This is a genomic window from Bacillus sp. NH11B, from assembly GCF_001884205.1.
GTDB lineage: Bacteria > Bacillota > Bacilli > Bacillales > Bacillaceae_G > Bacillus_A > Bacillus_A proteolyticus.
The window spans coordinates 1-13,750 of sequence record NZ_MAOG01000021.1; the positions used below are offsets into that span (position 1 = coordinate 1).

15 protein-coding genes and 2 pseudogenes are annotated in these 13,750 nt (G+C 34.2%); 14 read left to right on the forward strand and 3 right to left on the reverse strand.

Annotated elements, in window-relative coordinates:
- Positions 1-138: 138 nt before the first annotated feature.
- On the reverse strand, positions 139-1,362 hold the full coding sequence (locus BAU27_RS06060) for a ParM/StbA family protein (RefSeq protein WP_071770373.1): 1,224 nt from the start codon (positions 1,360-1,362) through the stop codon (positions 139-141).
- A gap of 199 nt (positions 1,363-1,561) precedes the next feature.
- The gene (locus tag BAU27_RS31635; protein ID WP_139254608.1) at positions 1,562-1,897 is read right to left on the reverse strand and encodes a hypothetical protein; all 336 of its coding nucleotides are present in this window, start codon (positions 1,895-1,897) and stop codon (positions 1,562-1,564) included.
- 60 nt (positions 1,898-1,957) lie between these two features.
- Between BAU27_RS31635 and BAU27_RS06065 the strand changes: the two genes are divergently transcribed.
- From BAU27_RS06065 to BAU27_RS06120, 12 genes and pseudogenes are all read left to right on the forward strand, one after another.
- On the forward strand, positions 1,958-2,536 hold the full coding sequence (locus BAU27_RS06065) for a DUF3967 domain-containing protein (RefSeq protein ID WP_016128459.1): 579 nt from the start codon (positions 1,958-1,960) through the stop codon (positions 2,534-2,536).
- Between the two features lie 451 nt (positions 2,537-2,987).
- A pseudogene (locus tag BAU27_RS06070) lies at positions 2,988-3,320 on the forward strand (C40 family peptidase); the annotation flags it as partial.
- Positions 3,321-3,347: 27 nt separating this feature from the next.
- A pseudogene (locus tag BAU27_RS06075) lies at positions 3,348-3,925 on the forward strand (MerR family transcriptional regulator).
- A gap of 22 nt (positions 3,926-3,947) precedes the next feature.
- Positions 3,948-4,844 (forward strand): hypothetical protein, encoded by an 897-nt coding sequence (locus BAU27_RS06080; protein ID WP_071770374.1) that lies wholly within the window; start codon positions 3,948-3,950, stop codon positions 4,842-4,844.
- A 259-nt stretch (positions 4,845-5,103) separates the two neighbouring features.
- Positions 5,104-5,364 (forward strand): hypothetical protein, encoded by a 261-nt coding sequence (locus tag BAU27_RS06085; protein WP_071770375.1) that lies wholly within the window; start codon positions 5,104-5,106, stop codon positions 5,362-5,364.
- Positions 5,357-6,550 carry a MobP2 family relaxase gene (gene mobP2, locus BAU27_RS06090; protein ID WP_071770376.1) on the forward strand — a complete coding sequence of 398 codons (1,194 nt, stop codon included), beginning with the start codon at positions 5,357-5,359 and terminating at the stop codon, positions 6,548-6,550. Before BAU27_RS06085 ends, mobP2 begins: the two co-directional genes overlap by 8 nt.
- The gene (locus BAU27_RS06095) at positions 6,551-6,982 is read left to right on the forward strand and encodes a hypothetical protein (RefSeq protein ID WP_016128428.1); all 432 of its coding nucleotides are present in this window, start codon (positions 6,551-6,553) and stop codon (positions 6,980-6,982) included. It abuts the gene before it with no gap.
- A 43-nt stretch (positions 6,983-7,025) separates the two neighbouring features.
- Complete coding sequence (locus BAU27_RS06100) at positions 7,026-7,301, forward strand: hypothetical protein (RefSeq protein ID WP_070146036.1); 276 nt, start codon at positions 7,026-7,028, stop codon at positions 7,299-7,301.
- Positions 7,294-9,801, forward strand: a complete 2,508-nt coding sequence (locus BAU27_RS06105; RefSeq protein ID WP_071770377.1) for an LPD25 domain-containing protein — start codon at positions 7,294-7,296, stop codon at positions 9,799-9,801. Before BAU27_RS06100 ends, BAU27_RS06105 begins: the two co-directional genes overlap by 8 nt.
- A gap of 146 nt (positions 9,802-9,947) precedes the next feature.
- Positions 9,948-10,136, forward strand: a complete 189-nt coding sequence (locus tag BAU27_RS06110) for a hypothetical protein (protein ID WP_071770378.1) — start codon at positions 9,948-9,950, stop codon at positions 10,134-10,136.
- A gap of 202 nt (positions 10,137-10,338) precedes the next feature.
- Positions 10,339-11,316, forward strand: a complete 978-nt coding sequence (locus BAU27_RS06115; protein ID WP_071770379.1) for a DUF3991 and TOPRIM domain-containing protein — start codon at positions 10,339-10,341, stop codon at positions 11,314-11,316.
- Complete coding sequence (locus BAU27_RS06120; protein WP_071770380.1) at positions 11,309-11,971, forward strand: restriction endonuclease; 663 nt, start codon at positions 11,309-11,311, stop codon at positions 11,969-11,971. Before BAU27_RS06115 ends, BAU27_RS06120 begins: the two co-directional genes overlap by 8 nt.
- Before the next feature lie 214 nt (positions 11,972-12,185).
- Here BAU27_RS06120 and BAU27_RS32245 read toward each other — a convergent pair whose 3' ends face one another.
- The gene (locus tag BAU27_RS32245) at positions 12,186-12,338 is read right to left on the reverse strand and encodes a ribbon-helix-helix domain-containing protein (RefSeq protein WP_175546523.1); all 153 of its coding nucleotides are present in this window, start codon (positions 12,336-12,338) and stop codon (positions 12,186-12,188) included.
- A 115-nt stretch (positions 12,339-12,453) separates the two neighbouring features.
- Between BAU27_RS32245 and BAU27_RS06125 the strand changes: the two genes are divergently transcribed.
- Positions 12,454-12,642, forward strand: a complete 189-nt coding sequence (locus BAU27_RS06125) for a hypothetical protein (RefSeq protein WP_071770381.1) — start codon at positions 12,454-12,456, stop codon at positions 12,640-12,642.
- A gap of 29 nt (positions 12,643-12,671) precedes the next feature.
- On the forward strand, positions 12,672-12,932 hold the full coding sequence (locus BAU27_RS06130; RefSeq protein ID WP_071770382.1) for a hypothetical protein: 261 nt from the start codon (positions 12,672-12,674) through the stop codon (positions 12,930-12,932).
- Positions 12,933-13,750: the final 818 nt, after the last annotated feature.

Consider the following 13,750-nt stretch of genomic DNA (forward strand, 5'->3'; position numbering starts at 1 on the left):
CAACCGTACCAAAAGAGCGTCCAAGCGTTGGACATCTAGGGGTGGAACACCCCGAAGTAACGCTCAGGGAGACGAAAGGTTACTTTCGTCGTGGAACTGAGAAGCTCCCACTTCAAGCTTTGCTAAGTGGCGAGTAGTTCACGCTAGCTGTCCCTTCATTTCATCAATTACTTTTAATTCTAATGCAGTTAGATTAATTGTACGTGAAGTTGGAGCAAATACTTCTTTGTCGCTATTTTGAATAATATCGTTCAAGAAGAAGTGATTGTTTTTAGCAGCCATTTCAGACATATGATTCAATAAAGCGAGACGGATGTATGGTTCTAAAACGGGTGCTTCGCCTCCGATATAAATGAATTTCAATACTGTATTCGTACTAGAGGGGATGAATACATCAAGAATTTTAGCAACTAAAATTCTTGCATATTCTTTCAGTGCCTCTACAATTTCATTTGTAAAATCATATTCTTCACCAGTATTTTCATTCGATAGTACATACTTTTGTACTTTATATTTATTAACTATAAATTTCTCTAATGTTCTTAGATCCTTAAAGTATTGAATCAATTTTTCTTTTCTAAAGCGTTCTAGGTATCCCAAGAATGGCTCAATATCGATAACTTGGAAAGAATCTCTGTGCTTAGGTGTAGTAAGCCCTTTACCTAATCGCACAGCATCTGTAGAACCGCCACCAATGTCAGTTAAAACTACTTCATAGTCATCGAATCTCTCAGATTCATATCGCTTTTCAATACTAATTACATTTGTATTCTGATCTTTTGAAACCATTTTATATTTTAAAGAATGTCTAGCAACTTCTGATTCATTTCTACATTTTGCTGAATTGACTGTAATAGTTAGTTCTTTCTCCATTCCTGGTGTTAACACTTTAACTTTATGTTCACCAATAAATCTTTCTTCCATTTTTTTATGGGCAATGCTAAATTTCTCTTCGCGTTTTAAAAGCCAAATTGGAAGCATCATACTCATGTGTTCAATTTCAACTTCATTATCTTCTTGATCAGCATTAAGGGCATGATAATATGCAATTGCTCCTAAAAAGCATACGTATGGGATAGGACTATTTATTTTATCGTGCATCTTATTTACATGTGAGTTTGCTAACTGATTATCTTCAGCCAATTGCCCAACTAAATAGTAAGACTCTTCACCTTCGATTTCAGTGGAAATTAGTAATCTATCCAGTAAATCTTCTGGTTTAGAAATACGATCAACAAGTAAATCCTCAGCTTGTTTCTTTGAAATCTTAACTACATTCGTTGCAAGTTCAATATAATAACCATCAACCATGAAATTATTAAAACTATTTCCGAAATCCGCTACTTTTCTTCCAATTTTCATTTATAATTCCCCCTTTATACATTAAGTACGACTTAAGTGCTACTTTTGATTATGCTTTAGCGCATTTAATCAAAAATAAGAAAATTTTAAATAATAAGTACGACTTGAATCGTACTTATTATTTAATTAACCTATATACTTAAAAAATTCAAAATAAACAAGGAAATACCTTCTTTCAAACGAATTAAACACATAACAGTTAGACGCCGACATGTCGAACATAAATGATGATGAATAACAGTAAAATAGCAACATGACCGACATGAATGATGGTCAATAACAATGTAATGACAACATGACCAACATGGATGATGGTCAATAACAATGTAATGACAACATGACCAACATGGATGATGGTCAATAACAATATAATGACAACATGACCAACGTGAATGATGGTCAATAACGATACAATGACAACATGACCGACATGAATGATGGTCAACAACAATGTAATGACAACACGACAAACATGGATGATGGTCAATAACAATATAATGACAACATGACCGACATGGATGATGGTCAACAACAATGTAATGACAACGTGTCGGACATCGATAACAACAAATGACGATGAGGGGAGGACGATGGAATGGATAGGGAAGAACCTTATAAGAAAACATATTCCCTTGCAGATATAGCAAGGATGCTTGGGAAGCCGAGGACAACCCTTCAGGCCTGGCGGGATCAATTCAAACCATACTTACCAACCGTCGCTGGGACGAAGGGGCGAACGCTGAGATATGAACAGGAAGCATTAGAGCTTTTTAAATTAATTGCTAATATGAAAGATGCACAAGAACCACCAGAAATAATAGAACAGATGTTAAAACAAAATGTAGATTATATTGTAGTAGAAGAGAGTGATGAAGACAACGAAATAACGAAACCAATTATTCAGACGATGTATGAGAGTATGAAAGAGGTTTCTATATATTTTCAAGAACAAAAAGCTATGAATATGGAGCTTTTAAAACGCATAGACAATTTAGAACAAACTAATCAAACACTAACGAACAAGATTGATGAACAGCAAAAGACTATTGATAGAAAAATAAACAGTAGAGATCAGCAGTTATTAGAAGTGGTTCGAGAAATACAAGAAACCAAGAAGTTAGTTGCGTCTTCTCAACAAGAAAAATCATGGTTCGCTAAACTATTTAAAAAATAACTTAAATGATACGTAAAAAGTAGGGGAGCTTGTAAAAACATACAAGCTTCCCTACTTTTTTTGTGAATTGGATATATTTCCCCAAATAATCACAAAAATTAAGAAACAGTATTCTGTCGGAAAATGATAAAGAACATACTTATAATGTTTCCCCTTTAGGATAGAATACTGTATTTATTAAATCTTGTTTAAAAAATAAAATCATTATAAACATTAGAATCTATTTTAGAGATGTTAGGCTAGCTGTATCAAGGGAATCAAGATTTTATCTTAGTAAATTCCAAGGTTAATTTATGAGTAAATGATAGAATCTTCAGTTTCATATAAGTGGAAATTTCATACCTGCATAATTTAGAAAAAGAGAAATAATTATAAGATCTGAGGCGTGTTTTGAAATTCTATTTGATGAAAAATAGTACGTTGCTAGGAGATTATAAGAATACATGACAATGGTGGAGGACGTAATACAAATGACATTGCAAGAGGGATTTTTGATTGTTCAAGTTTTGTACGTTGGGCATTCGAACAAGTAGGGATGTATACCAGTCCGATAGGAGCTGTAAGTACGGAAACATTAAATAAAATCGGTACAACAGTATCAGCAAATGATATGAAACCGGGTGATGTTATTTTCTTTGATACCTACAAACATGACGGACACGTTGGCATTGTAATTGATAAAAATACTTTCATTGGTTGCCAAACAAATAAAGGTGTTTCCATTGAAGATTTAAATAATCCGTATTGGAAAAAAGTCTTTTCTGGTCATGTAAGAAGGTTCTAAAAATCGAAAGAATAGGAGACTGAAAGAATGAAAGATAAACGAAAATCTTTGTTTATTGTGTTTGTCATTTTAGTTGTAGGTGTGACAGCTTTTAATATCTATTTGAGCAAAAAATCAATGAGTGCTGGCAAAGAAAAACAGTTAAAACTTTCAAATGAATTACTAACAAAACAAAATGAAGACTTAAAAAGACGACTTGATAAGGTGCTTCCCTCCGCACAAGAACAACAAAGAAGAGCGTATTTATCGACAGCCGAAACGTTTATTCAATTATCCTTTCATCGAGAAAAAGAGGGTTACAATGAGCGAAAAGAAAAAGCAAAATCCATTATGAGTGAAGAACTTTTACAACAATTTTATCCCACTGATAAATACGAATTAGGAGATACCTATAAAATAAAACCAATAGAAATGAAGTTTTATTTACAAGAAAATGAACCCGATCAAGAAGAAGTAAATGTGTTAGCTGAATTTATGAATGTCACGACGGATTCAGCGCAAAATCGAGAAGAAAAAGTTAAAAGTGTGTTGCGAATCATCATAAAAAGGAAAAGGAAACATGGCGAGTTACAAGTGTAGAAGAACTCAATGTGCAAGTTTTATAACAAAAAAAGGTGAGGTGAGAGTGTGATAGGTGCAATCAGTAAGAAGAGTGAAAGAATAAATTTGAGAAGAAATAAGTCGTGGATCTACCTAGCAATTATCAGCTTTCTATTTATCGGTTTTTTCGCTTTCTTGACATCTAAAATTTACATGCCGAACGATGAAAAACTATTCCATACGGAAACAAACAAAGTAATTAAGTTGTCCGGGATGGGAAAATTGATTGTAGAACAAAGGGAATATAATCCGCATAAAAACTTCATAGAAATTCGATTTCGGATAGAAGGATATGAGGAAACTGGCTTTACGTTTAAGGCACAAGAAAAAGGAAAGCCAGGTGCTCAATTACCCGTCAAAGTGTTGTATGAAGAGAACGGAAATTACGTGATAGAAGTCAAAGAATTATCTCCAAATTGGGGAGCTTTAGCTTTAGATATTTACAATATGAACAGTGAAAAAGAACAAATGGATATTCGGAAGTTTACACAAGATGTTAACGAGTACGAAGAAGAAAATACAAGTACAAAGAGTCCCAATAAACTTGTTCAGACGATTTTTACCGATCAAAGAAAAACAAAAGCAAATGATGAATTGTTAGCTGAAAATAAAAGAACATATGAGTTAGATTTTATAGAAAGGGACAAAAAAGATATTGAAACAAAGATCGAAAATTATGGGAAAGCAATCAAGCTTGAAGAGGAAAATGGGAAGACAGTTTTTGAGAAAGTGAAAGAACTGAAAGATGAAATGAAGTACCAAACCGAAGCGGAAAAAACGGAAACCCAATCGAAAATATCATCTTTAGAATCCAAAATAAAATCATCAGAAAAGAACATTGAATTGTTTAAAGGAGAACAAAAAATTGCACGAGATAAGATCAAAAAATTAGAGCAAAAGGCACTAGAAATTAATAAAAACTGAAAAAAGACATAGGGACATGATGGGGACATTGAGGGAAAACAAGGGGACACGGAAGGGACATCGAGGAAAAATATAGGGACGTGATGGAGACATTAACGAAAAATATGGGGACGTAATGGGGACATTCAACCTCTTTCCTTGTTCCCATCGTTTTGCTAGGCTCCGCCTAGCTTCACACCTTAGGTGGGAACAAAAACCCCTTATGCTCTTCTCACTATTTTTGGTGCTCTACCCACAATTGTAGAAAGGAGCGGAAATTGTGCATTTAAAAATAAGAGATATAGATCCGGTTGCAATCAAAAAATTTGATGAAATGGCAAAAAAGAAAGGAGTTTCGAGACAAAAACTTTTAAAAGGAATAATTGAAATGGCGGCTTTTTTGCCGGAGCAAACCAAAAAGGAAATGGAGTTAGAAACTTTAATTGAAAAGAACATTTACGTAATGAGAGAGTGCTATAGCGAAATGCAAAAAATGAATGAGTTTATACAACTCATGATGCAGGGTGATGAAAATGAGTAATGCGGCTCCTGTTCAATCTTCCAGCACACCAGGTGTTGTTTTAAAAACAAAATTTGTGTTACCAAGTTCGGATGCGTTTCAGAACTATATAGAGTATGTAGATCGGGAAGAAGCAAAAAGTGAATTGAAACTGAATCCGAAAATGTTTGAAACGTATCAAGAATATATGGGGAATCCAGAAAAGACATCCGCACTGTTTACGGAACACTCAAATCGTTTATCAGAAGGTGAGAAAAAAGCCTTAAAGGAAATGTTTAAAACCGCTCATGAAAATGGAAGTATCATGTGGCAAGATGTCATTTCTTTTCATAATCCTTGGCTAGAGGAACAAGGCATTTATGATGAGAAAACAAAAACATTGGATGAAAAAAAGTTGATGGATGTAACACGGCTTGCGATGAAGGAAATGCAGAAAAGGGAGGGGTTAGAAAAAAGTTCTACCTGGTCGGCAGCCATTCATTTTAATACGGACAACATTCATATTCATGTGGCAACTGTTGAACCATTTCCAACGAGAGAACGTGGCAAAAGAAAACCCAAAACATTGGATGCGATGAGGGGAAAAGTCGTAAACAATTTGTTAGATCGTAAGCAGGAACAAAAACAAATTAATGATCTGATTCGAAATAATATGGTGGGAAGTAAAAAGGAAGATTCCGTTTTTGATTGGCGCAATCAACATTTGAAACCATTGTTTTTACAAATCTATAAACAGTTACCAAGTGATAAAAGACAGTGGCAGTATAGCTACAATACCATTCAGCCATTAAAGCCGGAAATTGATGAATTAAGCAGGAGATATATTCAACATCATCATAAAAAAGATTACGATCAGTTTCTCCAAAAGTTAGATAAAGAAGTGCAAGTTTTTAAAGAAGCATATGGGGAAGGCAAGTATGATAAGAAGCAATATGAAAATTACAAAACGAATAAAATTAATGACTTGCATAAAAGAATGGGGAACGCCTTTTTACAAGAAATGAAGGCATACGATAAAGAACAAAAGAGAATCCATCACATGAAAAAATCAAAGCCGTTTCAAAAATTTCAACAGAATGTATCTATTCAGTATTCCATGAAAAAAGTAGAACGTGCTTTTAAAAGTGAATATGAAAGTTGGAAGAACCAAAAGTATTATGAGCGTATGCAAAAAGAGAGTGCATATCAAAATGAGAGGGGTTATTAAATGAGTACAATTAGAAGACAGGTAACGATGGATCAAGAGACAGAGGATTATATAAAGGATTATATGGAGGAACACGGAATTCGATATACAGGGGAAGCAATGGGAAGAATTTGCAAGGAACATGAAGCAGCAAAAAGCACAGAATGGTCACTAAATTATATAACGGAAGTCGTATCGAATAACTTACATGATGTGTTAAAAAGTGAGCTAACAAAAATTCGTCTTGGTGCAAATAGTGCGGATCGAAATACACAAGTTTTAATTGAATTATTAAATGGTTATTTCTTTTTAGAAGGTGTAGACAGCATTATTACGACTGATAAACAGGAGATGGAAAGTGTGAAGATGGCAAAGAAAACTGTGGAAGAACGAATTAGCCATTTAAGACAAAAACGTTTAGATCATGAGGCTTCAAAGAACAATGTAACGTAAGCTAGATTGTTTCTTTTTATAAAAAAAATAGGAGGTTAGTAGGATGTTGTTATTTCATGAAGATATTGCATTAGGAGTCATTAAAGCAATTGGAGAAGGTGAACTCGTTTTACTTGTAAAAGAGGAAGAACTAACAATCAAAATTACAAGAGAACAAGAGGAAGAACTTGCAGTCCATGTCATGAATCAAGAGAATATGTTAGTTCCGGTTAACGTAAAAACACATGCGCTTTTCTTTGATACAAATGAAAGATGGAATGAAGAAGACATGGAGGAATTGCAAAGAGCGAGTGAAAGAGTAGGGGAAGATCATGAGTAAAAATTATAAGAAAAAGTATCAAACGAAATCACCGGAAGAAAAGAAAGAAGCGGTGCAAGCTTTAACAAAAAAGATGGAAAAAAGCATAGAAGGCTATTTTCGTACACCGGGAGATTTGAAAGATTATTTATCGTTTATGGCAAAATTTTATCACTATTCACCATCTAATATTTCATTAATACAGAGTCAATTCGAGGGAGCCAAGGCAGTTGGTTCCTTTTCTTTTTGGAAAGAAAAGGGGTTTGCGGTTAAGAAGGGTGAGAAAGGAATCCAGATCCTTGTTCCAAACAGAACTATAGCGAAATTTAAAGACAAACAAGGCACTTGGAAAACAGTAACTAAAGCAAATGTGGAAGAAAAAAAGCAAATTGAATCTAAAAGCGTAGAAGTGAAACCTGGTCGTTTATATTTTGCTGTTGGCCATGTGTTTGATGTGTCCCAAACGAGCGCAAAAGCGGAAGATTTACCACGTATTTTTCCGAATCGTTGGCTAGAAGGGAGTGTAAAAGATTACAAGAGTTTGTACAGAGGGATGGAGGCTGTTGCGGAAAAAAACGGTGTGAAAATTATTGAACCAAAAGCAGAGCTTGGTGTCGCAAAAGGTGTGAGTTATACCTTAACAAAAGAAGTTGCCTTGAATCCACGGAACAGTGAATTACAAAATGTAAAAACCTTACTTCATGAATTGGCACATGCCAAACTTCATACAGCAGAGACGCATATGAATTACACAGCACCAGAAAAAGAGTTTCAAGCAGAAATGACCGCTTATGCTGTTTCTTCTTATTTCGGAATTGATACGAGCGAATATTCATTAGGTTATTTAGCGAGCTGGACACAAGGAAAAGAAATGAAAGATAAAACGAAGTTATTAAAAGAAGTACATGAAGCTTCCGTTGAATTCATCGAAACGATTGAAAGCAGTTTAGAAAAAGAAAAACAACAAATACATGAAAAAGAGGTGGGAAGCATGGCAAACAGAAATGAAAAACAGGATGAAAAGAATATCTTATTGGTGGAATTTATGAGTCTAAGCAATACAAGTCAAGAACTGGTCTCTGTTTCACAATTAAGGGAGCTATCAGATTCTAGAAATCAAGCATTTAAGCCTATAGAGCGTGGGGAACAATTGAGTGATAAAGAATTCATAGATGCATTTAACGTGGCAAATAAAGAAAGATATGCGGCTCTAAATCAGAATGACATTACCCGTCCAACTATGTTAATTCAATGGAGTGAAAATGAAAACTTTAAAGGTAATCAATTGATACCATTTGGAGAAGCCAATGAAAAAATGTCTGAAGTCATTTCAAATATTGAAAAAGCAAAAGAGGAAGCAAGAGAAAGAGATGAATACGTACCATATGATAAGACTCGTTATCATATCGCCATTCCAAAAGAAATAGATAGAGATTTTGGAAGAATGGAGCTTGTGAGTATGGATCGTTTGGATATGGGAGATGGAGACTACAAGACACCGTATGAACAAGTATTAAACGAGAAAAGATATCTATCGGATGAAGTGAAACAAGCGTTACGAGATGAAGTAGTGAATTATAGAAATAACAAAGAAATACCAATGGAAAAAGCACATGAAAGTACATTAGAAAAATCGAAAGAGACACCCGATCACTTAGTTACAATTGAAGTGTTAGCAAACGGTTTGCACGATGAAGAAGAAGTCGCAAGAATTCACATGATGGATGCTGTTACGAAAGATATAAATTATTTGTCTGTATGGAATCAAGATAAAACAGATCGGGACGATTTATATGTTTCTCTAATGGAAAAGAACGGGAAACGAGAAAATGTCTATTTAGATAACATTTTGAAACCAGATTTATATGAAAAGGTTCAAAGTTCTATCTTTGATGGGAGAGGAAATTTGTCATTTGTTGTTTATGAAAAGGATGCAAATATGAGTCTAGATGAAATCGTAAAAGATGAACGATATGGACTCTTAGTTGATAAAGCTGAGGGACAAAAAGATTACTCATTTGATGAAAAAGAAGTGGAATTGTATAAAGAAATGAAAAAGGAAGGATATGCACCCATTGCCTCTTTAGATCAACGAATTCAACCTTCAAAAGAAAAAGAGTCAACTACATTAGATAAGGATTTAAGTCGGAAATACGAAGCATACAGACGTTCACAATATGAAGAAACACCAGATAATATTGATAGTATTGTCACTCGCGTAAAAGCTGAAGAGCGATATTATACAACAAAGTATGTTTCGATTGATAATGAGCTGGTAAGCCAAGAACATGTAGTGAAATTAGAAAATCAGGTGGATGAGAAGCTTGGGAAAGAAGGAATAACGGTGAATCAGTCTACAACTTCAAAAGAAATGGATGTAGATAAAAAATTTCAGCCATTGAACGGAAAACAAACGAATCATAAAGAAAAAGACAAGGGGCCAGAGCCTGGCAATGTAGAGCAGTCGAAGGCTACAAAGAAATCAAGTAGAAAAAGAGAAACAATGGAAATGGAACGATGAAAAATTTTATAACAGAAAAACCAGATTAAATCATTTTTTGTTACTCAATTGAGAAAACGGAAAGTGATTTTTTTATGTCTAGAAATGAAAGAGGGTACATGTAAAAGCCCTCTTTCTTGTTTTTAGAACGAAAGGAGTGAAAGAGAATGGGAAACATTGTGGAAATCGTAGACATTGATTACAAGGGCGTTTGGGCAGAAAAAGGAGATCCAAAAGAGCTTATTTTTATTTCGTTATCTAACGAAGAAATTCAAGCCGTTCGTGAAATGCTGTCGGAACAAAAACAATTATATGTGTTCTTACAGAAGGAACTAGAATGGAAGGTTATGTCATGAATGTATGGCTGTTTGCAGGCTGTATGTTTCTTGTGGCTGTCTCTTTGAATGTATTGTTGTTATTTGGTCAAAGAATCGTGAAAAAGCTGAGGATCAAGAAACAGAACCATAAAGCTGAAATTGTAGATTAAGAGAAAAGGACTATGAAACGGAATAGTCCTCTTTTTTTTTTCATTTTATAGAGTAAAGGGGGGATTCCGTAATGTCACATGTCAGTACGGAGGACGCGATGAAAGCAAGAAATATAGACTTGATTTCATATCTCGAAGCAAAGGGAGAAACGTTTAAGAAAGAAGGAAACTATTACCGTCATACAGAGCATGACAGTCTCATTATTAAAGGGAATCAATACGCCTGGAATAGTCGAGGGGAGAAGGGATATGGAGCGATTAGCTTTGCGATGATGTACTATGAAATGACATTTCCACAAGCCGTATTAGATATAAATAAAGGGGATTATAAAGAGTTTGATCGCTCAAAAGCTGAAGAAGAACGCAAAAAAGGACAGCAGCCATTTATCTATCCAAAACACTTAGAGGTGCAGAAACAAACAGAGATCAAGCAGTACTTAATTGATGAGCGGAAAATAGATCCTCGTTTAGTGAACTGGTTAATTAAAAAGGATCTCATTGTCCAGGATAAGAAAAATAATGTCGTTTTCAAATGGAGAGAAGAAGGGGGCAAAGGGCAAGTAATAGGAATGAACCGTCAAGGTACTGTCAAAATGGAAAATAAAAGAGGAAGCTTTAAGCAAATTGTCCCGAATTATGAAAAAATCCATGCCGGTTTTACGGTTGATGTAGGTAAGCCGGATAAGATTTATTTCTATGAAGATCCAATCGACATGTTATCCCATTGGAGTATCAAGCAAAATAATATTCAAAATGCTCGCCTGGTTTCTATGCATGGATTGAAGTCAAAAACAGTGATTCAATCTTTAATGGATGCGAAAAAAGAAGGGCACGATATTAAAGAGGTCATTATGGCAGTTGATAACGATAAAGCCGGGAAAGACTTTATTCAGACGATGAAATGCTTTGTAGATCTTAAAGAGGATATTCCAACGAATGAAAAAGATTGGAACGATGTCCGAAAGAAACAAGTGAGTGAGCAACAGTTAAAAGAAACAGCTCAACCAAAGAAAATGAAACCAATTAAAGAGGTGGAGAGAAGTGTCTAATCTACCAGGTATGCCAAACATATTACAGATTTTGATTTATGGTTTTATCCTTTATGTTCTTTTTCATATTTGTAAATTTATGTACCGGAAGATCCAGGAGCGAAGAATATTAAAGCGAATGGCTAAGTCCGGTATTCGCTATATAGACAAAATGGACGGCCATCAATTCGAAGTATACCTAAAAGCTCTCTTTCGAGAGTTGGGTTATTCTCCAACAGTCACAAAGCAGTCAAATGATTTCGGAGCGGATCTGATATTGAAGGGGAAAAGTCGTATTGTAATCCAGGCGAAACGCTACGGGATGAAAAATAGAGTCGGCATCAGTGCCGTACAAGAGATTTATGCAGCACAAGCCTATTACAAAGCACATGAGGCCTGGGTTGTAACAAACAGTGTATATACAAGACAAGCAAAGGAATTAGCAGAAGCTTGTAATGTAAAATTAATAGATCGTGTAGAACTTCAGAAATTGATTAATAAAATTAATCCCGAATATTCGGCTGAAGATGTGTATCAAGGGGTAACACCTGCAGAACGGAAATGTCCAACATGTAAGCATGATTTAGTGATTCGTAATTCAAATAAAACAGGAAATAAGTTTTTTGGTTGTTCTCAATATCCTACATGTACACATACAGAACCAATTAATACATGAGCTGTGATGAAAATCCGGCTCTTTTTTCATTTGTTTAAAGAATACATGAAGAAAATCAGTTTAACTAAAAAACAGCTTTTCAGATTTGGTTGTATGGGATTTTGATATGATTATCAATACAATAAGTCGTATTTGTTATAAAAACGTATGTAAAGGTAGATACGGACTTTAAATACGTTTTTAGGTTTTTTAGGGAAAATAAAAAGGGTAGTCATTATTTACGACTTAACCCTTTGTCTACGAGCTGGCGAATTGCTTCATTTCGATTCTTCAGCTTATTTTCATGCCAATAATTTTCTATTTGTTCCACTTGTTCTTTTGTAAATGTAACTAAAATTTGAGTGTTCTTTTCTTTATTAACTGCCATTCTAAAACCTCCTCTATAAAAAGTATTATAAGTTATATAACTTATATTGACAACTGGAAAAATGAGTAATAGAATAGTTATATAAGTTATATAACTATGTTAAGGAGGTTATTACATGGAACGGAAAGTTAAAAAGATGATGGCTGATCTTCAATTTCTTATGAATCATGGTCAAATAAGTGTAGATTTTATGGATTTAGGCTATAAAAGAATGCTTTATAGTGCATTAGAAGCTACCGGGAAAAAGTTTAATGTGCGTACCAATGAACATAATGAAACAACCTTGTTCTTAGAGTTAGTTTAGTAAATTTACGTAATGAGGAGCTGTTAATAATGGAGCAGTTAACCATTTTTGACGTGATGGATGAAACTAAAAATAAGCTTTATGAGGTATTAGAGAAAAATGGATTAGATTATAAGATTCATAAGTACTATTTATATTCGAATTATGAGGGAGCTGTTCAATATTACTATATAAGAACAACGGACAATACAATTATTGATTTGTGTATCTCTGATTTTCCAGAAATCTTCGCTATTCATAAAGGATTTAGCGATAAACAAATTAGAAAAATTTATAACTGGAACTTATAAGTCTATATAAATAACAAACTTAATTAATGGAGGAATGAAAAATGAAGATTGCTGTATCGGAATGGAAAGCATTGAAAAAAGAAACAAAGTTAAAGTTATTACGTTATGCGATGCTGGAAAGCAAGTATAAGTATGCAAAATAAAAGCTCTTCATTTGCAAAAGCAAACAAAGAGCAAAGTCATGAGTGACCGTCTAGGAAAGAAATTGGCGGATTTCTTTCCTCTATATTTTAACATAACATATAAAAAGATGTAGATAAGGAGCATGTAGAATGGAAGAAGGTCGTATTTCCTTTCAGCAAAGGTTTAAAGAATTTCTTGTTATGATTGTTAGTTTTTGGATCATTATATTTCTCATGTATGGTGAAAGCCTGTTACAATAGATCTAAGTCGAATAGGAAATACCCTTAGGCAGCGCTCATAGTTATAAGATCTATGGGAGCTTTTCATCATAACGCAAATAATTTCACGTACCGTAATTATTAATAAATAAAACAAAAATATTCATCAAGGGATTCTTTCAATCTTTTGAAATCTATGTGCTCAAAGCGGTAGCACCACATAGCCATCAAGTTAGGAAATTCATTGTTCCCCTAAAAGGGGTCACCATATCATTTCGGGAAAATTGTACGTTTAGACACAATTTGGACACATTTTAGCCAGTTCCCTGTACGTTAAGAAAACAACTATTCATTAACGGTGCTCGGATCAAATGCAAAAATCGTATATTATCAAGACCTAAATCTCCAAAATAACTTAAAATAAAAGGCCCTATATATTATATATGACTAATATGTTAGGACCTTTTATTTTTGGTA